Source organism: Chlorobium sp. (assembly GCF_021740465.1).
Taxonomy (GTDB): Bacteria; Bacteroidota; Chlorobiia; order Chlorobiales; family Chlorobiaceae; genus Chlorobium.
Genome location: NZ_JAIOZR010000020.1, coordinates 1 through 25,565, shown reverse-complemented (window position 1 = coordinate 25,565; position 25,565 = coordinate 1). Strand labels below are relative to the sequence as shown.

Sequence of the window (25,565 nt, the reverse complement as noted above, 5' to 3'; positions counted from 1 at the left end):
ATAACTTTGTAGAGGTTCCCTTGTATAACCAAATAAGATATTACGGCTATGAAACAGCGAAGAATTCTTCTTTTCACCGGTAACGGAAAGGGTAAAAGCACGGCGGCCTTCGGCATGCTGGCCAGAGCCCTGGGCCACGGCATGCGTGCCGCGGTGATCCAGTTCGTCAAATCGGACGATGCAGTAGGGGAGCAGCGGTTTTTCAGCGTTCTTCCGGGAGTGAGCTGGACGCAGTTCGGAAAAGGGTTTCTTCCTCGTGACCCTCACAGTCCCGCAATGGAGGCGCACCGTGAGGCTGCCCGCGAAGGACTTGAGGCCGCTCTGGAGGCGCTCGCCTCCCGGGAGTACGAATTCGTGCTGCTCGACGAGGTCTGCTTCGCTCTCGGTCACGGTCTGATTCCGGTTGAGCCCCTGGTGGCCGCACTCCGGAGCGCTGAGGACGGCAAAATCGTGGTTATGACGGGGAGAAACGCTCCTCCGGCACTCATCGCCGCCGCCGATACGGTGACGGAAATGACACTGGTCAAGCACGGCTACGAAGAGGGGATTGCGGCACAGAAAGGCGTGGAGAACTGAGCGACCGATGGGATCAATGCAAAGTTGCCCCGACAACCGCTATACCGGCAGGAAGCCAGGCAGGGAACGCCTGAAGATCCTGCTGTTTCTGCTCGCGGTTCCGCTGCTCTGTCTGCTCTCTCTTCTTCTCGGTCCTTCGGGTATAGGCATCCCCGACCTGTCGCAGCCTTCAGGTTCTTCCATACTCGCATTGCGGTTCGGTAGAATGCTGATGGGACTTGTTGTAGGAGCGGCGCTTTCGGCCTCGGGCATGGTGTTTCAGGCGCTCTTGCGCAATCCGCTTGCCGAACCCTATGTACTTGGAGTAAGCGGGGGCGCCGGACTTGGTGCTACGGTGAGCATTCTGGCCGGTTCTTCGCTGGCCCTGCCCCTGAACCTTCCCGTTACGGCATTCGTTTCGGCAGTGATCACCCTGATGGTGGTTTACGGTATTGCCAGTCAGGGGGCGGGCGGCTCTCCTTCGGTTTACAGCCTGATTCTCAGCGGCGTGATCGTGAGTTCGATATGCTCGAGCCTGATCATGTTCCTCGTATCCACCGCAAGCGTCGAAGGGCTGCATAACGTCATCTGGTGGATGCTCGGCAACCTGCAGCCGGTTTCCCCACAGCAGCAGGTTTTCTCTTTGGCCCTCGTGCTTCTGGGCATTGCCGGAATATGGGTGCTTTCGTCCCGCCTCAATGCGCTTACCCTTGGCCGGGAGATGGCCCACTATCAGGGAATCAACGCGGGAGCGGTGATTGTAGCCGGACTTCTGTGGGCGACGCTCCTGGCCGCGACAGCGGTTTCCATGGCCGGCATGATCGGCTTTGTAGGGCTTATCGTCCCCCACGTCATGAGGGCAATGTTCGGGCCGGACCATCGCCGTCTCGTGCCGCTCGCCTCTGTCGGGGGCGGAACCTTTCTCGTGCTGTGCGACGCCCTGGCCCGCACGGTGCTCGCACCGCTCGAAATTCCGGTCGGCGTGGTCACGGCGATTGCCGGCGGGCCTTTTTTTCTGGTCATTCTGCAGCGCAGGATGAAACAGGCGTGGAATTAATGAAGATTGTGAGCAGTAGGCAGTAGGCAGTAGGCAGTAGGCAGTAGACAGTAGGCAGTAGACAGTGGGTCGTGAGCAGTGAGCAGTTGGAGGTAGTCGGTTGAGGGAAGCTCCTTAGGAGCGAAATAGTGGTAGCCCGGGGTGAAAACCCCGGGTCAGGAAGCCCCCCGATATGGGTTTCAGTTCCGGAGGCGCTGGAGATGTTTCAGTCTTTACAAGTCCGTGATTGTCCGGTGTTCCCGCTTACAGCGCACGGTTTTTTCTTTCAGGTCACTTTGGTTTTTTTCTTATGATCGAGCACACACAGGCTGACAGTCCGGCGCTTGCGTTCAGGGATGTTTCCTCGGGGTACCGGGGGAGGGAGGTGCTGCACCGGGTGAGTTTCACGGTTGCGGAAGGGGAGTTCGCATCGCTCATCGGCCCTAACGGTTGCGGCAAGAGCACGCTCCTGAAAACCGCAGCGGCGCTCATCAGGCCTGTTTCAGGTTCGGTTTCGCTTTTCGGCCGGCCGGCAGAGCACATAAAGGCCGCAGAGCGGGCATCGCTCGTAGGGGTTGTGCCGCAGAAGCTCGAATCACCCATGGCTTTCCGCGTCGGCGAACTGGTCATGAACGGCAGAATCAGCTCCATGGGGCTGTTCGGGAGACCCGTCGCCGCTGACCTGGATATTGTCGAGCGGGCGATGATCTATACCGACGTGCTCTCTCTGCGTGACCGGTACTTCATGGAGCTGAGCGGCGGCGAACAGCAGCGGGTGGCCCTTGCCATGGTGCTTGCCCAGGAGCCTCGCATCATCATGCTCGACGAGTCGATTGCCCATCTCGATATCAACCATCGTCAGGAGGTGCTGCAGATTCTGTTGAACATCAACCGCGAGCAGCGCATCACCGTGATTCTGGTCAGCCACGATCTCACACTCGCCGCACAGCTTTCGGACCGTCTGCTGCTGCTCGACGGCGGAACGCTTGTCGCCGATGGAGCACCCCAGGAGGTGCTGCGAGCAGAACTGCTCAGCCGGATATACAACTGCGAGCTGCAGGTACGTAAAGACCCATGGAGCGGGGAGCTGCAGGTCAGCGGCGATCTCGTCACCGGCCGGCGCAGGATGGCGCTCGACCGGCGGATCCATGTCATCGCCGGAGGCGGAAGCGGCATAGAACTTTACCGGAGGATGCTGATCGAGGGGTACGACGTGAGTACCGGAGTGCTCAACAAGCTCGATTCCGACGCGGAAGCCGCAAGAGCGCTTCATCTCGACGTTGTGCTCGAACAGCCGTTTTCAGCCGTGGGAAACGCCTGTTACCGGGAGGCATCCCTTATGGCCGCCTCTGCCGATATGGTTGTTGTTACGGGCGTACCGTTCGGTTCGGGCAATCTGGTCAATCTCTCTCTGGCCGACGAAGCTCTCAGAGCGGGCAAGCCGGTTTTTCTTTTCGAGGGCATCGGATCCCGCGATTACACCGAGGGAAAAGCCGCCGGACGGAAAGCCGCCGAACTGCTTGCGGGGGGAGCGGAATCCTGGAGTTCGATGCATGAGTTGCTCGCCCATCTGCAGAAATCATTTCAATCCTGAAGGCACCAACCATGAAAAACCGCTTTCCCTTCCGGTTCGGAACAACATCCTATATCATTGCGGCCGACATCATTCCCAATGTCGAGTATCTGAAGGACAAGGTAGACGACATCGAACTGGTGCTGTTCGAGTCCGACGAGTTCAGCAACCTCCCTTCAGCGGCGGATATGCAGCGTCTTGCCGCACTTGCCGGAGAGCATGATCTTACCTATTCGGTGCATCTGCCGCTCGACGTTTACATGGGTCACCCCCTGAGAGAGGAACGGGAGAGATCGGCAGGCAAGTGTCTGAGGATTATGGAACTGACGGAAACTCTGCCGAAATCGGCATACGTGCTGCATTTCGAAGCCGGGGCGGGCGTGGATATCAACGGTTTTTCAGAAGCTGAAAGAGAAACGTTTATCGATGCTGTCGATGATTCATCACGCATGCTTCTCGATCGTACCGCTGTGCAGCCGTCTATGATCTGTGTCGAAAATCTCAACTATCCTTTCGAACTGGTCATGCCGGTGGTTGAGGAGTACGGTTTTTCGGTTACGCTCGATGTCGGTCATCTCGAGTATTACGGCTTTCCGACGGAAGCCTATCTCCAAAGCTACCTGTCCCGTGCCGGAGTGCTGCATATGCACGGCACGAGGGAGGGAAAGGACCATAATTCGCTCTCTTTCATGAATCCCCGTGTTCTCGATATGGTTATGCAGGCACTTTATGAGGATCCCCGGCGCGACAGGGTGTTTACGCTCGAGATTTTTTCGGAAGAGGATTTCGCGAGTTCTTCGAGGGTAATGGAGTCCCGGGTGAGGTAAACGCGGACATTTCGGACGAACGGTTCCGTTCAGGGAGTCGTGAGGTTGACGTCGAAAACGAAGTCGCCGGCGATGGTGAAGGTTTTCTGCTGCGAGCTTTCCCCTCCCGGGGTTTTCAGGGTGTAGGTGCCCGAACGGAGTTTGTCGACCCGGTAGTATCCGAACTGGTCGGTTGTTGCTTTTCCGGCAGATGCACCCGAGGCATCGGTTACTTCCAGCTGCACTCCGCCAACGCCGTTGCCCCTGGGGTCGCTCAGACATCCGGCAACCCCGAACTCCGCATACACCGGAATATTGACCTCGGTGACCGTGCCGTTGCGAACTTCGACCTTAACCGAATTACGGGCGACGTTCAGCTCGAGAGGCAGTTTTTCTGTGTCGATATCTACCCTGTAGACTCCCGGTCGGAGGTTTCCCACGAAGAAGGTTCCGTCTATCTGGCGCTGGCCGACTTTTCTTCCGTTCAGGAGAATATCGACGTCGTTGATATCGGAAGATCCGAGCCGGGTATCGTTCATGATATCGAGGGAGCCGGCAAGCCCTCCCCTGGTGTGGCTGATGGCAGACCGGTTGACCGGGAATGCCCTTTTTCCGGAGAAGCCCATGTCCCAGGTCATGGTAAAGGATGCGAAATGGCGGGCCTCGGTATCGACGAAGTCCTCGATAAAGTTTTCTTCAGTGTCAAGCTGGTGGGCGTTGTTCATGTTGTAGCTGTACTGCAGACTGAAGCGAAGACCGGCGTTGATGAACTTGCTCCATGCTGCGGAGTAGCCGAGCTCGTTTCCGGAACGGGATGCCCCGAGACGGATCAGGTCGAAGCGCGATCCTCCGGGGTACCAGTCGAGGTAGAGACTCGATAGATGGTCTTCGGTCTTTGTGGCGTAGGAGTGCATGAACCGGCTGATGAGTGAGCGGCTGAAGTCCAGACGCCAGTCAGCCGTAACGGTCTGTTTTTCATAGACAACCGAAAGGTCGCTTTGGCTTCCGAGACGCATGGTGGTTTCATAGCGGTATTTCTCGTCGTCGTCGGGCAGGGCGGAGAACATCAACCATGGTGAAACCGTCCAGTAAAAGCCTGGAAGGAGAAACTTCCTGATCTCGCCGGCGCCTGTTCTGGAATAGCGCCCGTAGAGCAGAATGTCGAACGGTTCAAGAATGCCGGTCGAAAAACGCAGGGAGTGATCCTGTGTGCGCTCGGTGTCGTTGCTGGAAAATCCTCGCTGTTGCCAGCTTGAAAGGGCCGACATGTCCCACTGTTTTCCATGCCCTTCAAACCGGAAGTCGGCTCCGTAGCTCCCATTCGACCGTGCGCCGTAAAGAGCGGTCGCCCAGTTTCCTCCAAGCGAAATGACCGAGCCCAGCATGAAGTCGGTGGAGCGGTTATCAGGGTTGTGCTGCACACCGCCCTCAAGCGTTATTCTGTTTCCGAGGCCGTACATGAGATGCCCGAACCCTGTCATTCGCCCGGGCACTTCGCTTTCGTCGAGAGGATTGCCGGTTATGCCGCCACCTCCGCGGATCAGGATTTCACCGGACGGAAGGCTACGGTTCATGATCGATATGGTGTAGTCGAGTACCGCAAGAGGTTTTTCCCTCAGGGAGCGTTCGAAAAGCCAGACTTCGGTTTTTCTCAAATCGCTCGTCATCCGGACATTGCTGAACCTGAAGCGTCCGTCGAGCCCTATTCGCTGCCGGGCGGCAACTACACCGTCAAGGCGCAGTTCGGCAATCGCAGCAGGAGGTCCGCTTCCTTCAATCGAACGCTGCTGTGTACGGTCGAGGGAGAGAAAGACGTCCGAATCGCTGTATCGTTCAAAATCGAGCTGATTGAGAATGTTGTGATTGTTCCATCCGAACTGGATTCCGGTGAAAAACTGGTCATCGATCAACGGATAGATATCCGTGGAGCCCGTTCCGAGACGGATGGCCAGGTTTCTGCTGAAGGTTGTCCAGTGGTAACGGGTGGGGATAAGGGATTGTTCCGGATCGCCTTCCAGAGTGATGTCCCATACGCCTCCGAACACCCGGCCGCCGGCTTCGAAAAAAAGATTTTTTTCCGGGTTCGCATCGAAGTCCCAGGTGATTTCCGGCTCGATGCGCATAAATGAGAGCGAGCTGTTCGGGGCCTTGATGTCGGGGATTACCGGCACGCTTTTTTTTGTGTACGATTCGGGGCTGCCCGGCTGCCAGGGTACGTCGAGTTCTATGGCAAAGGTCGACTGGTTGAAGCGGCCCCCCACAAGAAAGGTCTTTTTCAGCTCACCGAGGGAGACGCAGAGTGTCCGGCCGATAAGTTTTACCGATCCGGAGTCGAAGGTGATGGTGCCGAGAGTTGTTTCGAAGCTTATGCGGCCCTTGCCGATTTCCGGGGCTTTCAGGCCGCTTTGCTCAAGAAAAAGAGCAAAGGGTATCCAGTATTCTTCCTGAAGTTTATAGCAGAGCTGGGAGCCTGTCGAGCGCCGGTTGAACAAAACATCAACAAGAAGCTCCTCCGGTTGGTCGGATGCAGCCGATTCTTCCGCTGCGGCGGGCTGCGTCGCAGCCCGTTCAAGGGGCTGTTCCGCAAATGCCGTGAAGGGGATTGCATGCTGGCAGCTGAGGACTGTCAGCATGATTGCCCATTCCTTAATGGCGCGCATCCCTGAAACGAGGGGAATTATCGTGCAATGACGAAGGTTTTCTCGACGGCTTTACCGTCGATGCTTCCGTTTACGGCAAGAATATAGCTGCCGGAAGCTTTCGGCATAGGGATCTGGGTGGAGAGTGTCCGGCGGCTGCCAGGCAGTACCGGGGTCTGGTTGAGCTGGCCTGAAATCATCATGCCTGTGGGCTGTTTTTCCTTTTTGTCTGCATCGGCGAATTTGGCGGCAGCACCTATGCCGGGAAAGGTATCTTTTTTCCAGATCGAATAGTTCCCTTTCAGGCGGGTATGGACATTGCCGCTGTTGGCGATATCGGCGACGATCGATGATGATGATTTGTCGAACGAGAGCGAGCTCAGTACTCCGGCATGTTTGACAGGGTCGGCATATCCGTAAACTCCGACGCCGAGCTTGAAGAGGATCTCAAGTGCCTTGGAGCTGTCGACACTTGCCGTGGCAGGTTGTTCGATAAAATAGATGATGGCCCGGTGTTCTCCGGGATCGGGTTTAACCGTCGGACGGATGGAGAAGCGCACGACCTGGCTTTTTCCCGGATCGAGGGTGAATGAGAGCGGGTTGATGAGCATCCAGCGGTCGAGCGACTGTTTATCAGGGGGCAGTAGCTTCACCTCGTTCTTTTCATCGAGGGTCCAGTTGTATACCTCTACCTTGACGGTTGTCGGGATTTTTTTCAGGTTGAAAATCCTTACCGATTCATTGACGGGATTCTGTCCGATTGCAAGCTCGAACATCGAGGGCGCAACGCCGATCTGACCCGGGGGCGGTTCATCAGCCCGGAGAAGAGAAGGGGTCGAGAGTGTCATGATGAGGGCAAGCAGGAGAACGAGGGGGTTTTTCATCGGTCTGAAATAATTGAGATTACGGTAGTTGCAGTCTGTTCGGCAATGCTTGCTGTTTTTTCCCTTGCAGCGGAACGAGCCTGTCCCGGTTCCCTTTCAGCTGCAGGAAGAGGGGCTACATGGTCGAAGCGGTAATAGTGTATTGTCCTCCGGAATGGGTGCCTGAACGGTTGGTCCTGGAGAAGTCGAGATCCATGAGGATGCTGCCGACGGTTGCCTTGCTTCTGGCGATGCCGTTCAGGGCCGTGGTGATTGTCCCTCCGGTATTGCTGTTGTCGCTGACCTGCACATTTGAAATGCCGATTTTTGATTCGCCGTTCGAAAGTGTTCCCTTTCCCGAAGGTATCGAGGCGGTAACACTGGCCGTTCCGTTTTTCGAGAAACCCCTTACCGCCCACACATTGGGCATTCTGACCGTTGTCGAGGTCCCGTCGAGTTCCATTTTGGCACCCATCAGGTTTGACGCAGCGAGTTCTTCGCCTCCGCTGGCGTCGCCTTTCCAGGTCACGTTGAGGGAGCTCGATCCTTCATCCAGCGCTTCCGATTCCGGCGTTGCGAAATTGAGGGAGAGCGAGGAGTAGTAGTGCAGAATGATGAACTCCGGGATATTTGCCGAAATGTCGGCAGTTCCGCGGCTGCTGACCTCGCATTGGGTATTTGCTGCTGTTGCCAGCGATATCGCGGCGGAAAGTGCGATAGCCTTGAGGTATTTCATATTGACCATGGGGGGGGGTCAGGTTTGGGGTTTACAACTGACAATATAATAAGTAGATGTGTAACAATAAAAGGATGGGCTTCTTTTTAATGCAGGAAAGCCGCGCTCTCCCTGTCGGGGGAAAGTGCGGCTATAGTTTTTTTATGAGGGTTTTTCGGGAAGGGTTCAGATGGTGGTTGCGGTGATGGTGTACTGTCCGCCGGTGTGCAGGCCAGAGCGGCTTGTCTTTGAGAAATCAAGCTCCATCTCGATGTTTCCGAAGGTCGCGTTGTTTCTGGTGATGCCGTTCAGTTTTGTGGTGATCGAGCTTCCGGTGCTGCTGTTGTCGCCGACCTTGACGTTCGAGATCGATATTTCAGAACCCTCGTTGCTCATAACCGCCTTGCCTGCGGGGACATTCACTTCGACCTTTGCGTTGCCGTTCTTTGAAAAACCTCTTACCGCCCAGACGTTCGAGAGTGTTACGGTGGTCTTGCTGCCTTCGAGTTCAAGAGCTGCGTTCATCAGGTTCGCCTCTGCCAGCTCGCTGCCGCCGGAGCTGTTGCCGTTCCACGAGACATCCTTGCTGCTCTGGCCTTCGTTCAGGGCTTCGGAGTCCGGTGTGGCAAAGTTAAGGCTCACGGCCGAGTAGTAGTGGAGAACGATGAATTCGCTTACGGTAACTGTTACATTGGTCGTTCCGCTTGTGCTTGCTGCAATTGCCGGGGTTGTCGCCATGATCGAGAGTATCGTCCCGAGGATAAGGCTTCTGATCTTGGCGTTGAGGGTTTTCATGATGACTGTTCCAGTTACGTTGGGGTTCGTTTCTGTCAGTCATTAAACAATAACCGTGCCGGGTATTGAAAAGAGAGCTGTTGTGCTGGATAAGCTTTTTTAAAATAATGAGTTGACCATTTCTCTCCTTTGTGACGCCTTTTTCCTCACCCATGCTGCGCTGACCATTGAACCGTTGCGCCATGAGACAGTTGTTCTGTTTCCGATACGTTGAGGCGATTTTTTTTGTCCGGTTTCGGATGCGTGCCATTGGTGCGGTTCGCTGTGCCATGAACGTGAGATGAAGATGCTTTTCCTGCACTGCTGCCGAGAGAAGAACGTTATTGGAGCCTCTTTTTACAGGTCATAAATGGTCATTTTCTGGCTCGGGAGGGGGGGCATGTCGGTGGTTGCAAGCGGGAGCGAACAGAAGGGTGATGAGGATTTCTGGATTTCGCAAGAGAGATGCAAAGGGAATGGAGAAGAGAGAAGCGGAGGCGGCGGAAATTATGAAGCAGGGGGGAGGAGAATCAGAATCAGTAATAGACAATGGTGATCTGGACGGTTCCACGATAGGTGCCGGAGCGTTTTGCATCGTCAAGATTGAGTGTCAGGTTGGCGTAGCCATTGCAACGGTAGTTCGATCCGCTCTGTTTCGAGCAGGTGACCGGTTGAGCGGTGATGGTCGCTCCGATGGTTGATGAACTGGCTGTCAGGCATGAAAGGGTATTTTCGATGCCTCCTGTGCCGAATATCCGGTAACTGACATTGAAGGTCGGCCGGGATTCGTAGCCGCTGTTGTAGATGTAGTACCAGAGGAGGATATTGTTGCGTACTACAGTGTTTCCGGTAATGACCTGATCGAAACTCGACGCCTGCCCGTCCACATCGCCTTCCCACGTGACATCGGTATTGTAGCTGCCCTCGCTGTATGCCGTACCGCTGGATGAAAGTCCGATTTCACTCAGTGCTGCGGCTGTCAGTGTCCTGGAGGATGTAATGGTGAACGAGGCAGCCCATGCAGGCTGGCTTGTAAGGATAAAGAACAGAAAGATCAGGGTTGCGAACGCTTTGCCGCAAAACAGCTCCATATGGCAGGCCGGATGTTTCAATGACAGGTCGGGAAATGTCGGTCGGGGAAGGCAAAAACAGTTCTTCATCGTGTCAGGGGACGGTTCATGATTTCAGTTGGGACGACGGACGGCCTCCTTTTGTTTCCTGATGGTGCGGGGCAGTCGGGTCCGGTTAAATGGTTTCTGCCGTTATCTTGTACTGGCCGCCACTGTGTGCTCCGGCCATGTTTGTTTTCGAAAAGTCGAGGGTCATGCGGACGTTGCCGATGGTTGCGTTCGATGCAGCGATTCCATTGAGGCTTGTATTGATGCTTGTGCCGGAATGTCCGGCATTGTCGTCGATCAGGGTCTGGTCGGAACCGCTCAGGATTGTTATTTTCGAAGAGCCCGATACCAACTGGTTGTTGACGACGGTAATGGTAACCTTTGCGTTACCTGAAGGGGAAAGTCCCCTGATTGCCCAGACGTTGGGTATGGTCAGGGCGACCGTTCCGGGAAGCACATCCTGGATGCTGCTTGCCGATAACTGGTTTCCTCCGGCTGCGGCTCCGTTCCACTGGACGTTCCATGTTCCGCCGCCTCCTTCTTCAATGGCCCGGGAGTACTCCTCAAATGTCAGGTTCAGCGCGGAATAGTAATGCAGGATAATGCAGTCGGGCAGTTTGATCGAGAGTGTTGTGGTACCGGTCTTTTGCGATCCCGATACCGGCGCCGGTATGCTGTTGCCAGCCAGAAGAAGCACCGAGAAAAGAAAGAGAGTTAAACGGGGCGATTTCATGTTCATGAGAGTTTATCCCTTGTTTCTGTCGGGTGAGCAAGGTCATGCGGGAACCGGATTTTCAGGGATTCCGTACTTCGGATGAAAATTATTAGGGGTAAGAGGGCTCTTTTGTTCTTGCTAAAAGAACTTCTTTTGAAAGTTATACAAAATTTCCGTCCATTGCAAAATATGCCGTATCGCGCGAAATTGCCGATTGAAGTGAAATAGTTTGTATCTTGGCGTTTTTACGGATTGTAACCATTCAGGGAGCATGATGGCCGATGTTGTTTTTGTGACCGGAGGCGCCAGGAGCGGTAAAAGCGCCTTTGCGCTAAAGTATGCGCAATCTTTCGAAAAGAGGGTTTTTCTTGCAACGGCCGAACCCTTCGATCACGAAATGCAGGATCGAATAGACCGGCATCGCCTGGAAAGGGGAGAGGGTTTTGTAACCGTGGAGGAGCCGCTTTATCTCGACCGGGCAATCGGGAATCTGCCTTCAGGTATCGATGTGGTGCTTGTCGACTGCCTTACGGTCTGGGCAGGCAATCTCATGTACCGTTTCGAATCCCCCGGTGAAAAGGAGATCGACCGGAGAATCGAAGCCTTGCTCGATGTGCTGAGCAAGCCGCCCTGCAACGTCATACTGGTTTCGAACGAGGTCGGAATGGGTATTGTGCCCGAAAACGCCATGGCCCGGAAATTCCGTGATATCGCAGGCGGCGTGAACCAGAAAGTGGCGGCTCTCTCTTCGCAGGCATGGCTTCTCTGCAGCGGGCTGCCTCTCCGGTTGAAGTAGCGGCCCCTGCTTGTCGTGGAGGTTTCATTACATAACTTTTTTACCAATCACTTCATTTATGCCGGAAAGCCTTCAGCTTCTTTTACAGCGCATCCGTCCTGTCGACCGCTCGCTCGGAGCCGTGGTTCAGGCGCATCTCGACGATCTTACCAAGCCGAAGGGAAGCCTTGGCCGACTTGAAGAGATAGCCATGCAGTTCATTCTTGCAACAGGAGAGCTTTCACCGAAACTGAAAAAAAAGAAAATCTGCTGTTTCGCCGCTGATCACGGCGTTGCCGCCGAAGGGGTTTCGGCTTTTCCTGCCGAAGTGACGCCGCAGATGGTATACAATATGGTGCGCGGAGGAGCCGCCATCAATGTGCTATCGAGGCATGCCGGAGCCGATCTCGAGGTCGTGGACGTCGGAGTCAATCACGATTTTGGCGGTCTGGCGGGACTTGTCCATAAAAAGGTCAGGCCGGGGAGCGCCAATATCGCATGCGGCCCCGCCATGAGCGAAGCCGAGGCTCTTCAGGCGGTGTTGTGCGGTGCCGGGCTGGCTGATGATGCGCAAAAGGCGGGGTATAACCTTCTCGGAACCGGCGAGATGGGCATTGCCAACACCACTCCGGCGACAGCCCTCTATGCGGTATTGCTCGGCGTTTCCCCCGAAACCATCACGGGAAGGGGAACCGGCATCGACAATGCCCGCTTTGAACACAAAAAATCGGTTATCCGCAAGGCCATCGACGTGAACCGTTCGGCATGTGGGACTCCATTCGCCGCGCTTGCGGCCCTGGGAGGTTACGAAATCGCCGCAATTGCAGGGTTTGTGCTTGGAGCTGCGGCCTGCAGGATTCCGGTTGTCGTAGACGGATTTATATCCTCGGCTGGAGCCGTTGTTGCCATGAAGATATGCCCTGCGGTAAACGACTATCTTTTTTTCAGCCATGTATCGAATGAACAGGGACATAAAACCGTCATGCAGCAGCTTGGCCTGCGTCCGATTCTCGACCTCGACCTCCGGCTTGGAGAGGGTACCGGGGCGGCGCTTGCCATGCAGGTCATCGATGGAGCATTGAAAATGTATAACGAGATGGCTACGTTCAGCACTGCACAAGTAAGTGAAAAATCCGGGGAAAGCCATGGGTGAGGGCAAGCGTGAATGTGCAGGGCCGCAGGAAGCCGGAGAGCGGTTTATCGACGTGAACGGTTTGCAGGTGCACTGTCGTTCTCTGGGCAGCGGCGGCCCTGTGCTGTTTTTCCTGCACGGCAGCTTTCTCTCCATGAGGAGCTGGAGACTTGTTTTCGAACCCCTGGCTGAACGCTTTACCGTGATAGCCATCGACCGTCCGGCATTCGGCAGCACCGCTCGTCCTCTTCCCGTTCCGGGAAAGCCGAATCCATACAGTCCCGAAGGCCAGGCCGATCTTGTCGCTGCGCTGCTTGAAAAACTCGGTCACCCTCAGGCCGTGCTTGTCGGCAACTCCACGGGAGGCACCATCGCCCTGCTTGCGGCGATCAGGCACCCCGGCAAGGTTTCGGGACTTGTGCTGGCCGACGCAATGGTTTACAGCGGCTATGCAACCAGTGAATTTCCCCCATGGCTCTATCCTCTGCTCAAAGCGGCGGCTTCTCCGGGTGGACAGTTCGCCAGGCTGATGATCGGTGCGGTTTTCAACAGGCTTCACCGGACCTTCTGGCATGACCCGTCAATGCCCGGAAAAGAGCTGCTTCTGGCATATCGCCGGGACATGATGCAGGGACGCTGGGGCAGGGCGTTCTGGGAGCTGCTGCTCTCAAGTCACAATCTCGGACTTGAGGCCAGGCTGGGAGGAATCGCCGTTCCCGTACTGGTCATGACCGGAGATCACGACCGGATGGTGAAGCCTGCCGAGACCCTCAGGCTTTCCGAAGTTTTGCCCAACGTCGTACTGAAGGTTGTGCCGGAGTGCGGCCATCTGCCCCAGGAGGAAAAACCGGAGATTTTCATGGAAACCCTCGGCGCGTTTCTTGAGAACCATTTCAAATGACCATCTTGGAAGCATTCAAAGGGCTTGTGACAGCATTTCGTACCCTGACGGTTCTGTCGGTTCCGGGAAAGGATGCGCTCCGCTTCAGTACGGCGCTCTACTGGTTCCCGCTCGTCGGATTGCTGCTTGGTGTCCTGCAGGCTTTTACCGCCTGTGCGGCCGCTTCGACCGGCTGGCATGAACTTGCCGGTTTCGTTGCCGTTCTTGCCGGTGTTCTTCTGACGCGGGGTCTGCATGCCGATGGTCTTGCAGACCTTGCCGACGGTTTCTGGGGCGGGAAAAACCGCGAAGCCGTGCTGCGCATCATGAAAGATCCGAACGTCGGTTCATTCGGAGCCCTTTCGCTGGTACTGATATTTCTGCTGAAATGGATTGCCGCCGTGAAACTTGTCGATCTGCATGCCTACGGCGCGCTTGCATCCGGGGTTCTGCTGGCCCGATGGGTCCAGGTTCTGCTCGCCTCCACGATGCCCTATGCCCGCACCGAAGGGGGGACTGCCCAGGCGTTCGTCATCGGAGCGGGCAGTTCTCATCTTGTTCTGACGACCCTCTTTTCGACGTCGCTGCTGCTTCTTCTGCTTCAGGCCGATCTCCTGCTTGCCGGGATTGCTCTTGCTTCCGCGCTCATGAGCGCACTTGCAACGGGCTTGATCGCCCGCCGCAAGGCAGGCGGCGTGACTGGGGATGTTCTGGGCGCTGTCAGCGAACTGACAGAAACCGCCGTATGGGTCGGCTGCTGCCTCATCAGCATGTAATCTTTGGTCGCGGATTTATCCGCATGAATACGCAGGTTCGTTTATTTCTTCGGTAAGTGCTTTTATCCTGAAGCGGTATTTGTTGATGTCGAACGAAAACCGGGGGTTCTCATGGAAAACGACCATGTTGTTTTTAAACCTGATCTTCATGGGTACGCTCACCTTTCTTTCGTCACCGCAGACATTGTTTTTTACCCCTGGTCTGAATATTTCACCGTTCTGTTCCGGCAGTGAAACAATAACGGCATGATCGACGGTGCTGAGTGCTTCAATGCTTCCGTCCGGAGCAAGCTGCACGGAATTGATGTCGCCATGGATGCCGTTGGGTTCATTGTCGTAGGCAAGCACCTGCCCGATCGGGGTGAGCACTGCGGTTTTTTTCAGCGGCTCGAATGATCGGATCTCTCCTGACTCGTAAAAGGCGACGCCTTTTCTGACCTGGATAGCTCCCTGGGGAGTTGACAGGGTAATCACCTGGCCCGGCCAGAGGGTGATGCTTTTGAGTGCGCCGCTTTCGTAGAACTGGATATTAATGAGTTTCGCCTCGAGCCTGCCGACCGGCGTGTCGAACGTTGCAGCTTCGGCAAGTGCGAACTCGTTCTGCCACGACCAGAACCCGCTGAGGCTGCCGTCGAGAGGGAAAACCCTGCGTATCGAGCCGTTTTTATGGAAGGTGACCAGTTCAGCAGGAAACCGGCCCGCCGGCGTGTCGATCATGCTCTGTGTCTGCAGGGCAACCGATTTCAGCGATCCGTCCTTGTAGAAATAGATCGGCTTTAGTGTACGGCGGCCCATGTCTTCGGCTTCATACTGGGGAACAATTTCTCCATAGGGGGTTTTTAGCAGATTGGGTCTGCTTACAAGACAGCCGTCCATTTTGCCGTTCGAAAAGAGTGTCTGGAATTCCACTCCTGAAAGTTCACCGTATCGGGTCATTACACTGTTCATGGCGTATGGAAACATATTGTTTGATTACTGTCTTTTATATGACAAGAATAGTAATCAATTACCGTGCCATGTTGTTTGCTTTATTCTAAAGTATTATTAATCAGATAGATAAGGTTTTTCGGTGGGCTACTGTTCTTTTTGATAATCTACATTTGTGTTGATTTCCCCGGGTTTCCTACGGTTTTGTCGCATGCTGGCTTTTTTGCAGCCATGTCGAGAGAGTCTTTCTGACCGTCTCCGGTGTATATGGCTTAATGATGGCGTCATCTATCCCGAAGCTGTCGAATTGACCGTTTAATTCTCTGAGAGAGTCTGCCGTCATGGCGACAATCGGGCATCGCCAGCCCTTTTCCACCTGTCGTATTGCAGCTGAGGCTTCAAGACCGTTCATCTCGGGCATATGAATGTCCATGAAAACAAGGTCGGGATTATGGGTGGTATACATCAAGACGGCTTCTCTGCCGTTTGCGGCCTCAAGGATTTTTGCTTCCGGGAGAATTTTAAGCAGTACCGCTTTGGCAAGCAGCATATTGGTGCTGTTGTCTTCTGCAATGAGAATGGTGCACTTTTTGTACTCCTCGGGAATGTCTTCCACCAACTCAGCAGAGGGTATCATGCTTTTTTTCTCTCCGTTTTCCAGATCGGCAAGCAACTCAAACAGCTGGCTTCGTTTCACGGGTTTTATCACGGCAGTGCAGCTCCCTGTTTCCTGAGCCGCCGAAAAAAGAGCGGGATCATCGGTCGCATGAAACATCATGAGAACGGGTGCCGTCGTTTGGCTTCTGCGGATTTTCTCTGTGAGCTCGATGCCGTTCATGTCTGGAAGGTGGTAGTCGATGACGAAGGCATTGAATAATCCGGCTTTTTTAAGAGCCTCATTGCTTCCTGCAGCGCTTTCGCAGGCGATCGATGCGGATTCGAGGGTTTTTGCGAGCAGCTCGCGATTGCGGGTATTGTTGTCGACAATCAGTATTTTTTTGCCGGAGAGCTTTTCCGGAATAATTTTCCCCCTTTTTTCGACAACGGGCAGGCAAAGAGAGAAGAAAAAACAGCTTCCATGACCGGGAATGCTTTCAAGCTGTAAGGATGATCCCATCAGTTGCAGCAATTTGTTCGATATGGTGAGTCCAAGACCGGTACCGCCGAATTTTCTGGTTGTGGACATGTCCTCCTGGGAAAATGCTTCAAAAATCTTTTTCCGGTTTTCCGGGGAAATTCCTTTCCCCGTGTCTTTCACCGAAAAAACTATGGTCATTTCCGACGAGTTTTGCGATGCTGGTGTGGTTGCAATCCGTAATTCAATATCCCCCTCCAAGGTGAATTTTACGGCGTTTCCCAGAAGGTTGATCAGTATCTGTTTCAGGCGGACCGGATCGGCACGCAGGGTCACAGATCGTAACGCAGCAGGAATGTCGAGCAAAAGTTCAAGGTTCTTGCTGTGAGCGGAATAGGTAATCATGTCGATAACCTGTTCGGCCAGTTCTTCAAGAGAGACATTTTCTTCCGACAGAACCTGTTTTCCGGCTTCAATTTCGGAAAGGTCGAGAATATCGTTAATCAGTCCCAGAAGCTGTATTGCGGAGCTGTTGACGGTATTGATATAATTGAACTGTAACTCGTCGAGGGCGGTTTTCATGAGCAACGATGAAAACCCTATAAGACCGTTGAGCGGAGTGCGTATTTCATGGCTCATATTCGCCAGAAAATTGCTTTTTGCCCTGTTGGCGGCTTCAGCCTTCTGTCTTGTTGCAATCAGATCCTCTTCTACCTGTTTGCGCCGGGTGATATCATGCAGGACGATAATGCGTCCTGCTAACATCCCCGATTTATCGGGCAGTTCGAGAATATCGATGTCGAACCATTTCACTTGATCGTGTTTCTGCTTTTTCAGTTCTACCTGGGCGATTTCTTCTGTTTTGCCGATCAGCTGTTTCAGTTCCGGCCAGGCTCGCAGTATCTGATCGGCAGGTTTTCCTATATCCTTCGGGGTGATTTCAAGAATGTTCAATGCGGTTTTGTTGCAGTCGGCGATCCGGTTTTTAGGGTCAATAACAAGCACCGCATCGGGTATTTTTTCGTAGACAATATCCCTGACTGCAGGCGCGAGGTCAAAGAATTTATAATAGAACAGCCCGATATAGATCATGACGGCACTGAACGACAAGGCAATCGGAGCCGGATCGATTTCCAATGGAGCTAATCCAGCGTGGTAGATGATGTTGCTTATCCATGGAATCATGGCTCCTGTGACAAGAATGGCCAGCTGTTTGCGATAGATCGCCTCGCTTCGCTTCCAGAGTTTGTAGAACAGGAGATTGCTGAAAAAAATACAGAGGTTGTTGTATGCAAGAGTGACCCAGTACCAGATTCCCGGCTTTATGACAACGACAGGAAACAGTCTGCTTTTGACCAGCCGGATATCTTCGTGAATGAATGGGTGAAGGTCGAGGCTTACAACAAGAACCGCGGTTATAAACGGAATCATGAAAATCGCGGTCAGCAGGGGAGTGGAAAACTTTTTCAGGCTTTCTGTATAGGAGAGTGCGAACAGAAGGAAAACCGGAGGGATGAATGCGATGCCGAGGTATTCGATGCGGATGAAGAAAAGGGCGGTCTGGAGGTTCAACGATGATATTTCAAGCCCGTAAGAAAACGAATAAACAAGACTGCAGACAAGCAGCAGAGAAAAATAGCCTGCACCGTGGTTTTTTCTTCTGCTCCAGGCATGATAGGCCAGAATGCCCAGAAACAGCGAATTGGCAAAAAGCGGCAGTGCATAGATATTGAAGAACAGGTTTCCGTTTTGTATCACGTGATGTGACATTGTCTGTTATTGTGCGTAAGGGGCTGGGAGAATTGGAAGTTGTTTAGTTTTTAATTTATGATAATCAGGCAATTAAAACAGGTTTTTCCTGGTAAATAGGAGCTTGGTGTTCGTTTATTTGTTTTTCTGGAGTGTTTTTTCAGTAATTACCCGTTCGAGATTTGATGAGATGGAGAGACTGCGCATGAGATCGAGAAGGTTCTGTTCGACATTGAGATTGAGTTCGACAGGGCGTCCCCCCTGAAAGTCGGGATTGTTGCCTTTAAGGCGAATGGTCAGGATCGATTTCCCGTCGGGAGCCATGGAAATTGATGATGCCAGTTGTATGTAGAGGAAGTTCGAGAGCGCTTCATAGGTGGTGCGAAGTCCCTGGTTGGCAAGGGCTCTCTCTTCGGGTGTTGTGGCGTAGATGATCTGTCCATCGGATTCGGCGCTCATTATCCCGTCCATGATTTCAATCACCGTGCCCGATATTTTTACGGGGATTGAGCCTTTTACCGTACCGGTCGCATAGATTTTTTTAGTGCCCTGCAAGTCAAGCAGTTTCTGCAGGGGAATATTGTTCAAGTGCAGAACGGTTTCTGCCTTGTTTTTTGCCATATCGTACTCGACGCTGCTGATGGCGATTGTCCCGTCAAAAAAGCCTGCATGAAAATTGGAAAGGGTTACCAGGTCGGGATATTTTCTATTCTGCCACATTGCAAGGATTCCTTTCGGAGCGGTTAGCAGGATCTCTCCGCTCCCGGTTTTTCTTTTCAGCTCCCCAAGGCTGAAATCCATCGCGATTTTTCCGTCGTAGTGGCGTGTAAAGAGAATATCCGGACTTTTGAAGCTGTAGTCGGCCTCCTGATCAGGGACGCCGAAAATACGCTCGGTCGCGCTTCTTTTCAGTTTTGGTGGTGCAACGGTAATGGTTCCTCCTCCGCTTGAACGCAGCCTGGCCTTCCTGATCATAAATCCCTGTTTTCCCATAACCAGCGGGAGCGTACCGCTTACCGATCCGCTCAGCGACCCTTTGAAGTCGCCATGGAGTTTAATCCGGTCGAGAGCATTGATATTGTTCAATTTTAGCGTCACAGGGATATCCTTGTCGTTGACGCTGAAAACCATCGGGGCAGCAAGAATGGTTCCGCCAAGTGTTTCGGCAGAAAGCAGTTTAAGGGAGTAATGCTGCGATTTGTCACCTGCTGCATCAAGTCCCAGGGATGCGTTTATGTTGCTGAACAATGCACGGCTGCCGGTATTCGAGGCAAGACCGAAAGAGAGCCACTGCCGGTTCTCCTTATCATAAAAGAATATTCCGGAGCTTTTCGAGCCGGAAATTATACCGCTTTGGACTTTAATGGTGCTGTTGCGGTATTCGAGAGGAAGCGTGCCGTTGAGTGTTCCTGAGGCAAGCGGTGTCTTCAGACGGCTTTCCCCCGTCAGTCCGGGAATATCGCGGAGCGCGATGTCGCTGAATGTTAAGGCAGAGGCCAGGCTGACCTGGCCGAACGTGAGCCCTTTTTTACCGAATGCAAGCGGAACGGTTCCTGAAAGGCCGCCCTTGAAGGATCCCCGGGTTTCGCCGTGATAGTTCAGGCGGTCAAGAATGCGGATATCCTCCATGCTCATGGTCAGCATGACCTCGTTTTTTACGGGATCGAACATGAATGGCGAACTCTGCAGTTTTCCCTCGAAGAGTTCCGCCGAAAAATCACGAACGGCAAGGCCGGACAGGTTTTTATTCCGGCTGTTGAGCGTGATGGTCGCATTGAGGTTTTTCAGTATTTCAGCAGAACCCGGCTTCGGCCCGATATCGAGTGAAAACCAGCGGTTGCTGTTTTTAACCGGATAGAGGATTCCGGCGCCGGCTTCTCCGGCGACCAGGGCGTTACGGATCAGAACCGTGGAATCCCTGAACTCGATGGGGAGTGAGCCGCTCACCCGGCCTAAACCCTTGAGCGGTATTTTTTCGGATGGTTTGAACCAGGGGAGTTCGTTCAGGGGAATTTCAGCAAGCATGAGCGTAAAGCTGGTCTCCTGCTTCCTGAGATCGTATTCGATCCGCTCTGCGGCACCATTCCATTCAAAAAGATTGATGGAGCAGTTGCTGAGAATAAGGGTGCAGGGTTTGAGGGGATCACGCTTCGAACCGAACAGCGCCCTGAAATCACCCACCGGAGCGAGGTTTCCATCGCTGTAGAGTTTCCGGATGTGGAGGGTGTCGGACGGTTGCTGCCATTTTCCGGCGCTGGAAAGCGATACCCTGTAATCGATACCGGCCAGACGGAGCTTTTCCCTCGTAACCGAAGCGTTCCGGATCGCATAGGAAACGCGGTAAGGCTGAAATTCCATCGGGGCTCCCCGGCGGCGGGCAATGGCGATTTGCATATCGATTCGTGGGTCCCGGTCTTCGAACATGAAGCTTCCGGGTTCGGGCTGAATGCAGAGCGAGTCGGCTCGCAGAGTGAAAGCAGTTTGCAGGCGATCGGAGAAGAAAAGAGTGCCAAGAGCGCCGATATTCCAGGATATGCGGCCGTTGACAAGGGAGAGTTTGTAGGTTGCAGGTTTGCTGCTGCACTGGTCGGGGGGGACGGTGAACGATGCCGTCAGATTTCGGAATCCGAACCCGGCAGGCCCCGGTATGCCGGATCCCGAAATCTCAACGTGAAAGGGCTTTCCTGCGAGTATGCGGTCAACGAGCAGCTGCAGATACCACGGAAAAGCCAGCCATGCCGCCAGCGGCAGAAGGATAACTGCAAGCAGCAGCGCAACGAGGATTCGATGTGTCCATTTCACGTTCAGGCCCGGTTTTGAGGCTTATCCTGCCTTTTTCTTCCATTGCCCCTTTACCTGTACCCAGGTTCCGGCCGGAAGGCGGGTATAGATTTTTTCGAACATCATGCTGCCGACGACGTCGAGAGAGAGATTGTTCTGTGCTGCTATTTTCGCATATTCAGCCCGTCGCTGGTTGTTGATGGTCGCTATGATTCCCTGGGCTTCCCCACCTGCTCCGGGAGGCACGGCCAGCAGGCCGTTGTCCACTTCGCCTGCCAGACCCTGTGCCCGGGCGGTTTCAAGATCGAGTGCAAACGCCGGTGCCGAGAAACCGGCAAACAGCAACAGTGCAAGCAGGGCTTTCAATGCCGTTGATTTTATCATGGTTCCTGTCATGTTTTTTCCCTCCTGTTTAGAATAACCCTTTTTTCGTATCGAGCAGCGAGTCGAGTTCACGGTCTACCTTTACCCTGATTTCGTGATCGATCTTGATATTCATGTTGATGACGATAGGCTTGTCGGGCGCTTCGACCTTCACTGTCGGGCTGCAGCCTGCGGCGGCAAATGCGGCGGCGGTGAAAACCGGGAGTAGCGTGGCTCTGAGTGCGGTTCGTTTGTTCATGGGTAATGGTTCTGGATTTATGGATGAGCCCGGCCTAGAAATATTTCATGGTCACCATCACGTCCGCCTGTATATGGTCGAGCGTAAAGAGGGCTTCGCTGAAGCTCGGCGGTCCGGTTTTGATTTTAGGATTGTTGGATACCCCGAATCCCTCTTTCGGGATGCCGATAAAGGTTTTATCCATTTTCCCGTTGCTGTTTTCATCGTGGAGGACACTTACGGCATAGGTGCCGAAAGGGATGTTTTCGAAGCTCACTTCATGGGCGGTGCTGCTTATTGCTTTGATGCGTCTTGCAACCGCCAGATCGGGTTTGTCGGGAAAGCCTTTTTTCGAGGAGTAGAGCAAGACGCCAAGCGTGCCTTCGGGTTTTTTCAGCTCCCGGATAAATACCGTGATGCATCCGGACTGGCCAGGCCTGCATGTGGCAGCAGTGGGAGTCTCTGCGTAAGACTGCTGTATGGAAGCCGCAAGAAGAAGGGGGGTGATTATCGTTGCGATGATGTTATTCATGATGGGGAAGATGCGTTTGCGCGTTTCTGTCATGGTGTCGTTAACTTCAGCTTTCCGTTCATCGGGGAACTTCGTAATATCGGTATTGAAACATCCTCTTACAAGTGCCTATCGACTTCCTTCCTGTTCCGGGTTTCTTGTTCGCCGGTATTCCGGGCCGTTACCGGAGAGGGAGGCGGGTGCTCATACGCAACATTTTTCTGCTTTTCCTATGCACTGGGTATATCTTGTCATTGCTATCATCTCCGAAGTTGCCGCCACTTCGGCATTGAAAGCGGCTGAAGGATTCACCAGACTCTGGCCCTCGCTGCTTGTGGCTGCGGGCTACAGCTCATCCTTTTATTTTCTCTCGCTGACGCTTCGTTCTTTTCCCCTGGGTGTGGTTTATGCCATCTGGTCGGGGGTCGGGGTGGCGTTGATTACACTTGCAGGTTGGGTGCTCTATCAGCAGCGGCTCGATGCCGGAGCCCTGGTGGGTATTGCTCTCATCGTTGCCGGTGTGATCGTGCTGAATCTTTTCTCGAAATCGGTGACGCTTTGATTTGTCTGACCGTTTTTTTGCATGGTCTTGCTTGCGTAAAGAGACAATGGAGTTTAGCGGGTTTCGATTTTTTTTGCGTTCAACACAAAACACACCTTCCCGGCTCCATGGGACAGGAATTTATCGACATTTTTTTCAGAGTGCTGCGAAAACACTGCGCATAATCTGTATGTGGCTTTGGAGATTTTTTCATAGTCATAAATCTTGTCCGTTTCAGGGTCTGTGATATCGATGGCGATGTTTCCGCTTTTTTCAAGCTGTTCGAGACTCTCGGGGATCGAACCGTATCGGGAAAAAAAGTAATCGATTGAGAGCGCAATCTCCCGGAGATTCTCGACCCGTCGTTCATCGAACCGTTTCTCTCTCTGCTGAAAAGGTGAGCCGGTAAGGAACATCCCTTAGATGACAGCAGCTGTTACAAGAGCCGAGAGGTAAAGGGCAAGTTTTTTTTTCTTCAGGAACTCGTTCATGGTTCCTGTTCCTCCCTGCGCAATCCATTGATATAGTGGAAAAACAGCGTTCCTGCCAGAATTCCGATTGTGAGCGATTTCAGGATAAACCTGGTTGTGAGTTCTCCCCCAAGAAAGTTATAGAGAATGGCAATGAGATCGCCGATTATAATGCCAGACGCAATAAAGAGCGTGATATAGGTAAGCCAGCGTCGTATTGCGGAGGCTCTTCCGGCAGGTGAACTCAGCAATTCCCGGTTTATCTTTCCCGAAAGATAGAGAAATACCGGAAAAGCAACGATCAGTGCTGAAATTGCGCTGCGGATTCTTTGGCTGTTCCAGTTTACGGTTATCTCTTCGAGTGCGGGATCGGGAAAGGCGTGTTCGATAAAAACAAAAAGAAGGTTGCCGAAATTGAAGGCGCTGATGTAGAGGGTGGCAAAAAGAAGCAGGTAAAAAAAAGCTTCACGCGCAGAAAGATACGGTTTTGGTCTGGGAACAGGAAGAGGGAAATCCAGTTCGGCATAGTCTCCAAGAGCCCGTTCAATCCGGTCATTTTGCCATCCGGCCTGAAGGAGGGCGTTCCTGATCGCTGTACGGGAAATTCCGTCGGCAAGCGCGGTGCCCACAAATGTGGAAAGATCACTGTTTGCTCTGTCCATTTGCTGTTTCTGATCGGGTGAACGGCTATACGGTTGAGGCAAATAGCCCTCTGATAGCGATGGTAATGGTATGTCCGGTTAATTTGTTCCTGGGGAATTTTCCATACCGTGGATTGCCGGATGTCATGATCTTCCGCCATGATGTCGTTCTTCAGGGCGAGAAAGACCTTCTGTCGCCGTTTCAAGGCTTATTCCTTTTGGTCAAAAGGAATTAATCCTTTACAATAAGTGAAGCCACTGGTGGCCCCCAGTTCACTTTTTTTCAGAAGCGGTTACAACTGCGAAAGTAACCGTTTCTGTCCAACCAATAATTCCATTCCGGCGGTTATGACAACAGAGCATTTCGATTTTCAGGGTGATGTGCTGGATCAGAGCCATGATATTCCCGTACTTGTTGATTTTTGGGCGGCATGGTGTGCTCCCTGCCGTATGCTGGCGCCGATACTCGAACGTCTTGCAGAAAAATATTCCGGTTCCTGGAAGCTGGTGAAAATCGATACGGAGAGATTTCCGGAGCTTGCCGAACGTTTCGGCGTGAAAGGCATTCCCGATGTCAGGCTTTTTGTAAACGGAGAGGTTGTCGATTCCTTTTCGGGGGCGTTGCCGGAATACCAGATCGAGCAGTGGCTGAAAAAGGTTATTCCCGGTCCTTACGCCAAAGAGGTCGATCTGGCTGAAAAATTCTTTTTTCAGGGAAAATGTGGCATGGCTGCATCACTGGCTGAGGGTGTGCTGCAGAAAGAGCCCATGAACAGCAAGGCTCTCGCCCTGCTTATCCGCCTGAGGCTTTTTTCTCATCCGTATGAAGCCGTGAATCTTTGCAGGCGCCTTGAAGGCGAAGCGGAATATGTATCGCTCTGCGAAGCGGCGCTGGTGATCGCCCGTCTGCTCATGTTGCAGAAAGACGCGCTTCCTCTTGACCCTGTCCGTGACTGTTATGCCGACGCGCTCCTGAAACTTGCCGGCGAGAATTTTGATGAGGCACTTGAGGGATTTATCGGTGTTATTCGTGAAAACCGTTATTTTGATGATGATAGCTCCCGTAAGGCTTGTATCGCGATTTTCAGATACCTTGGCGAAGAGCATGAGATAACCCGGAAGCACCGGAAAGCGTTCGATAGGGCGCTCTATTGAATCCACACTTTTTATGCCTGAAAAGCCGAAAATAGTCATTGGCGTGGATCTCGACGGCGTTTGTGCCGATTTTTACAAGCGCATGCGCGAGATTGCCGCCGAGTGGTTCGAGAAATCGATCGATGAACTGCCCGTCAATGTTTCCTACGGTCTTGGTGAATGGGGCGTGCTCGACAAGAGCCAGTACGAAAGTCTGCACCGTTTTGCCGTGACGCAGCGGGAGCTTTTCAGTAGCATGCCCATGATTCCGGGGGCAAGGAAGTACCTTCGCAAACTTTCGGACGAAGGCTATCGTATAAGGATCATCACTCACCGCCTTTTTATCCACTATTTTCATGCCTCGTCAGTGCAGCAGACCGTCGAATGGCTCGACAGCCACGGTATTCCTTACTGGGATCTCTGTTTCATGAAGGAGAAGGAGCAGGTAGGAGCAGATATTTATATCGAGGATACGCCGGATAATATTGTTCAATTACGTGAGCGTGGTCTGCATACCATCTGTTTTGCGAACAGTACCAATACCCACATCCAAATGCCAAGGGCATCATCGTGGCTGGAGGTTTATTTATTGGTGAAGAACAGTAGTGTCCGGTAAAAAATAAAGAAGGTCTGAAAGCACAGAGGAAACGGCGATATTAAAAGTGACGAAACTTTTGGTATCAGCTCTATTCACAAGGAGTTCCAGACCATGAAACAAGTTACAACGATTCTGGGAGAGTTACTGAAGATTTTTCCGAGATACGAATTCGAGAAACTC

25 protein-coding genes are annotated in these 25,565 nt (G+C 53.2%); 11 read left to right on the top strand and 14 right to left on the bottom strand.

Translation table 11 applies throughout. From position 1 onward, the window contains the following. Positions 1-48 precede the first annotated feature (48 nt). The 4 genes from cobO (at position 49) to cbiR (ending at position 3,991) form a co-directional block, all read left to right on the top strand. Positions 49-576: a cob(I)yrinic acid a,c-diamide adenosyltransferase gene (cobO, locus tag K9G39_RS09075; RefSeq protein WP_292004608.1), complete on the top strand. Its 528-nt coding sequence runs from the start codon at positions 49-51 to the stop codon at positions 574-576. 7 nt (positions 577-583) lie between these two features. Then, entirely contained in the window at positions 584-1,612 is a 1,029-nt protein-coding gene (locus K9G39_RS09070) for an iron ABC transporter permease (protein ID WP_292004607.1), read from the top strand. Positions 1,613-1,901: 289 nt separating this feature from the next. Continuing rightward, a complete protein-coding gene (locus K9G39_RS09065) occupies positions 1,902-3,185 on the top strand; it encodes an ABC transporter ATP-binding protein (RefSeq protein WP_292004606.1) in 1,284 nt (427 codons plus the stop codon). Between the two features lie 11 nt (positions 3,186-3,196). Beyond that, positions 3,197-3,991: a cobamide remodeling phosphodiesterase CbiR gene (gene cbiR / locus K9G39_RS09060; RefSeq protein WP_292004605.1), complete on the top strand. Its 795-nt coding sequence runs from the start codon at positions 3,197-3,199 to the stop codon at positions 3,989-3,991. Between the two features lie 29 nt (positions 3,992-4,020). Here the strand turns inward: cbiR and K9G39_RS09055 are convergent, their stop codons facing one another. The 6 genes from K9G39_RS09055 to K9G39_RS09030 all read right to left on the bottom strand — a co-directional run bounded on the left by K9G39_RS09055 (position 4,021) and on the right by K9G39_RS09030 (position 10,818). Then, positions 4,021-6,603: a carboxypeptidase regulatory-like domain-containing protein gene (locus tag K9G39_RS09055; RefSeq protein WP_292004604.1), complete on the bottom strand. Its 2,583-nt coding sequence runs from the start codon at positions 6,601-6,603 to the stop codon at positions 4,021-4,023. Between the two features lie 44 nt (positions 6,604-6,647). Then, a complete protein-coding gene (locus tag K9G39_RS09050; RefSeq protein WP_292004603.1) occupies positions 6,648-7,493 on the bottom strand; it encodes a molecular chaperone in 846 nt (281 codons plus the stop codon). A gap of 115 nt (positions 7,494-7,608) precedes the next feature. After that, positions 7,609-8,217 carry a hypothetical protein gene (locus K9G39_RS09045; protein WP_292004602.1) on the bottom strand — a complete coding sequence of 203 codons (609 nt, stop codon included), beginning with the start codon at positions 8,215-8,217 and terminating at the stop codon, positions 7,609-7,611. A gap of 156 nt (positions 8,218-8,373) precedes the next feature. Then, entirely contained in the window at positions 8,374-8,982 is a 609-nt protein-coding gene (locus tag K9G39_RS09040) for a hypothetical protein (protein ID WP_292004601.1), read from the bottom strand. 515 nt (positions 8,983-9,497) lie between these two features. Beyond that, the gene (locus K9G39_RS09035; RefSeq protein WP_292004600.1) at positions 9,498-10,052 is read right to left on the bottom strand and encodes a hypothetical protein; all 555 of its coding nucleotides are present in this window, start codon (positions 10,050-10,052) and stop codon (positions 9,498-9,500) included. Positions 10,053-10,206: 154 nt separating this feature from the next. Further along, a complete protein-coding gene (locus K9G39_RS09030) occupies positions 10,207-10,818 on the bottom strand; it encodes a hypothetical protein (protein WP_292004599.1) in 612 nt (203 codons plus the stop codon). 250 nt (positions 10,819-11,068) lie between these two features. On the opposite strand from K9G39_RS09030, the gene cobU reads away from it, so the two are divergent. Genes cobU through cobS form a run of 4 tightly spaced genes read left to right on the top strand, consistent with a single transcriptional unit; the run spans position 11,069 to position 14,357 of the window. After that, the gene (cobU, locus tag K9G39_RS09025) at positions 11,069-11,590 is read left to right on the top strand and encodes a bifunctional adenosylcobinamide kinase/adenosylcobinamide-phosphate guanylyltransferase (RefSeq protein WP_292004621.1); all 522 of its coding nucleotides are present in this window, start codon (positions 11,069-11,071) and stop codon (positions 11,588-11,590) included. 58 nt (positions 11,591-11,648) lie between these two features. Further along, a complete protein-coding gene (gene cobT, locus K9G39_RS09020) occupies positions 11,649-12,722 on the top strand; it encodes a nicotinate-nucleotide--dimethylbenzimidazole phosphoribosyltransferase (RefSeq protein WP_292004598.1) in 1,074 nt (357 codons plus the stop codon). Beyond that, the gene (locus K9G39_RS09015) at positions 12,715-13,602 is read left to right on the top strand and encodes an alpha/beta hydrolase (protein ID WP_292004597.1); all 888 of its coding nucleotides are present in this window, start codon (positions 12,715-12,717) and stop codon (positions 13,600-13,602) included. Before cobT ends, K9G39_RS09015 begins: the two co-directional genes overlap by 8 nt. Further along, positions 13,599-14,357 carry an adenosylcobinamide-GDP ribazoletransferase gene (gene cobS / locus K9G39_RS09010; RefSeq protein WP_292004596.1) on the top strand — a complete coding sequence of 253 codons (759 nt, stop codon included), beginning with the start codon at positions 13,599-13,601 and terminating at the stop codon, positions 14,355-14,357. The genes K9G39_RS09015 and cobS overlap by 4 nt, the downstream gene beginning before the upstream one ends. A gap of 15 nt (positions 14,358-14,372) precedes the next feature. On the opposite strand, the gene K9G39_RS09005 is transcribed toward cobS, so the two are convergent. The 6 genes from K9G39_RS09005 to K9G39_RS08980 all read right to left on the bottom strand — a co-directional run bounded on the left by K9G39_RS09005 (position 14,373) and on the right by K9G39_RS08980 (position 22,022). Beyond that, complete coding sequence (locus K9G39_RS09005) at positions 14,373-15,305, bottom strand: hypothetical protein (RefSeq protein WP_292004595.1); 933 nt, start codon at positions 15,303-15,305, stop codon at positions 14,373-14,375. A 175-nt stretch (positions 15,306-15,480) separates the two neighbouring features. Then, positions 15,481-18,117 (bottom strand): histidine kinase N-terminal 7TM domain-containing protein, encoded by a 2,637-nt coding sequence (locus tag K9G39_RS09000; RefSeq protein WP_292004594.1) that lies wholly within the window; start codon positions 18,115-18,117, stop codon positions 15,481-15,483. Positions 18,118-18,243: 126 nt separating this feature from the next. Beyond that, positions 18,244-20,910, bottom strand: a complete 2,667-nt coding sequence (locus K9G39_RS08995) for a YdbH domain-containing protein (protein ID WP_292004593.1) — start codon at positions 20,908-20,910, stop codon at positions 18,244-18,246. A 21-nt stretch (positions 20,911-20,931) separates the two neighbouring features. After that, positions 20,932-21,273, bottom strand: coding sequence for a YdbL family protein (locus tag K9G39_RS08990; protein WP_292004592.1), 342 nt, complete (start codon positions 21,271-21,273; stop codon positions 20,932-20,934). Between the two features lie 28 nt (positions 21,274-21,301). Then, positions 21,302-21,511, bottom strand: coding sequence for a YnbE family lipoprotein (locus K9G39_RS08985; RefSeq protein ID WP_292004591.1), 210 nt, complete (start codon positions 21,509-21,511; stop codon positions 21,302-21,304). A 34-nt stretch (positions 21,512-21,545) separates the two neighbouring features. Then, positions 21,546-22,022, bottom strand: a complete 477-nt coding sequence (locus K9G39_RS08980) for a DUF2141 domain-containing protein (RefSeq protein ID WP_292004590.1) — start codon at positions 22,020-22,022, stop codon at positions 21,546-21,548. Positions 22,023-22,233: 211 nt separating this feature from the next. On the opposite strand from K9G39_RS08980, the gene K9G39_RS08975 reads away from it, so the two are divergent. Continuing rightward, on the top strand, positions 22,234-22,563 hold the full coding sequence (locus tag K9G39_RS08975; RefSeq protein ID WP_292004589.1) for a multidrug efflux SMR transporter: 330 nt from the start codon (positions 22,234-22,236) through the stop codon (positions 22,561-22,563). A 53-nt stretch (positions 22,564-22,616) separates the two neighbouring features. On the opposite strand, the gene K9G39_RS08970 is transcribed toward K9G39_RS08975, so the two are convergent. Continuing rightward, on the bottom strand, positions 22,617-22,958 hold the full coding sequence (locus K9G39_RS08970; protein WP_292004588.1) for a hypothetical protein: 342 nt from the start codon (positions 22,956-22,958) through the stop codon (positions 22,617-22,619). A gap of 71 nt (positions 22,959-23,029) precedes the next feature. Continuing rightward, positions 23,030-23,674 (bottom strand): DUF5671 domain-containing protein, encoded by a 645-nt coding sequence (locus K9G39_RS08965; protein WP_292004587.1) that lies wholly within the window; start codon positions 23,672-23,674, stop codon positions 23,030-23,032. A 327-nt stretch (positions 23,675-24,001) separates the two neighbouring features. Here K9G39_RS08965 and K9G39_RS08960 point away from each other — a divergent pair, with 327 nt between their 5' ends. Then, on the top strand, positions 24,002-24,808 hold the full coding sequence (locus tag K9G39_RS08960; RefSeq protein ID WP_292004586.1) for a tetratricopeptide repeat protein: 807 nt from the start codon (positions 24,002-24,004) through the stop codon (positions 24,806-24,808). Between the two features lie 13 nt (positions 24,809-24,821). After that, entirely contained in the window at positions 24,822-25,403 is a 582-nt protein-coding gene (locus K9G39_RS08955) for a 5'-nucleotidase (protein ID WP_292004585.1), read from the top strand. Positions 25,404-25,565: the final 162 nt, after the last annotated feature.

Excerpts from the sequence above, each read along its gene's own strand:
- K9G39_RS08965 (WP_292004587.1), bottom strand. The coding sequence starts at position 23,674 with ATGGACAGAGCAAACAGTGATCTTTCCACATTTGTGGGCACCGCGCTT.
- K9G39_RS09065 (WP_292004606.1), top strand. The coding sequence starts at position 1,902 with ATGATCGAGCACACACAGGCTGACAGTCCGGCGCTTGCGTTCAGGGAT.
- K9G39_RS08960 (WP_292004586.1), top strand. The coding sequence starts at position 24,002 with ATGACAACAGAGCATTTCGATTTTCAGGGTGATGTGCTGGATCAGAGC.
- K9G39_RS09045 (WP_292004602.1), bottom strand. The coding sequence starts at position 8,217 with ATGGTCAATATGAAATACCTCAAGGCTATCGCACTTTCCGCCGCGATA.
- K9G39_RS08985 (WP_292004591.1), bottom strand. The coding sequence starts at position 21,511 with ATGAACAAACGAACCGCACTCAGAGCCACGCTACTCCCGGTTTTCACC.
- cobS (WP_292004596.1), top strand. The coding sequence starts at position 13,599 with ATGACCATCTTGGAAGCATTCAAAGGGCTTGTGACAGCATTTCGTACC.
- K9G39_RS09055 (WP_292004604.1), bottom strand. The coding sequence starts at position 6,603 with ATGCTGACAGTCCTCAGCTGCCAGCATGCAATCCCCTTCACGGCATTT.
- K9G39_RS08970 (WP_292004588.1), bottom strand. The coding sequence starts at position 22,958 with ATGTTCCTTACCGGCTCACCTTTTCAGCAGAGAGAGAAACGGTTCGAT.
- cobU (WP_292004621.1), top strand. The coding sequence starts at position 11,069 with ATGGCCGATGTTGTTTTTGTGACCGGAGGCGCCAGGAGCGGTAAAAGC.
- K9G39_RS09070 (WP_292004607.1), top strand. The coding sequence starts at position 584 with ATGGGATCAATGCAAAGTTGCCCCGACAACCGCTATACCGGCAGGAAG.
- K9G39_RS09050 (WP_292004603.1), bottom strand. The coding sequence starts at position 7,493 with ATGAAAAACCCCCTCGTTCTCCTGCTTGCCCTCATCATGACACTCTCG.
- cbiR (WP_292004605.1), top strand. The coding sequence starts at position 3,197 with ATGAAAAACCGCTTTCCCTTCCGGTTCGGAACAACATCCTATATCATT.
- cobT (WP_292004598.1), top strand. The coding sequence starts at position 11,649 with ATGCCGGAAAGCCTTCAGCTTCTTTTACAGCGCATCCGTCCTGTCGAC.
- K9G39_RS09035 (WP_292004600.1), bottom strand. The coding sequence starts at position 10,052 with ATGGAGCTGTTTTGCGGCAAAGCGTTCGCAACCCTGATCTTTCTGTTC.
- K9G39_RS09005 (WP_292004595.1), bottom strand. The coding sequence starts at position 15,305 with ATGAACAGTGTAATGACCCGATACGGTGAACTTTCAGGAGTGGAATTC.
- cobO (WP_292004608.1), top strand. The coding sequence starts at position 49 with ATGAAACAGCGAAGAATTCTTCTTTTCACCGGTAACGGAAAGGGTAAA.
- K9G39_RS08975 (WP_292004589.1), top strand. The coding sequence starts at position 22,234 with ATGCACTGGGTATATCTTGTCATTGCTATCATCTCCGAAGTTGCCGCC.
- K9G39_RS09030 (WP_292004599.1), bottom strand. The coding sequence starts at position 10,818 with ATGAACATGAAATCGCCCCGTTTAACTCTCTTTCTTTTCTCGGTGCTT.
- K9G39_RS09040 (WP_292004601.1), bottom strand. The coding sequence starts at position 8,982 with ATGAAAACCCTCAACGCCAAGATCAGAAGCCTTATCCTCGGGACGATA.
- K9G39_RS08955 (WP_292004585.1), top strand. The coding sequence starts at position 24,822 with ATGCCTGAAAAGCCGAAAATAGTCATTGGCGTGGATCTCGACGGCGTT.
- K9G39_RS08990 (WP_292004592.1), bottom strand. The coding sequence starts at position 21,273 with ATGATAAAATCAACGGCATTGAAAGCCCTGCTTGCACTGTTGCTGTTT.
- K9G39_RS08980 (WP_292004590.1), bottom strand. The coding sequence starts at position 22,022 with ATGAATAACATCATCGCAACGATAATCACCCCCCTTCTTCTTGCGGCT.
- K9G39_RS09015 (WP_292004597.1), top strand. The coding sequence starts at position 12,715 with ATGGGTGAGGGCAAGCGTGAATGTGCAGGGCCGCAGGAAGCCGGAGAG.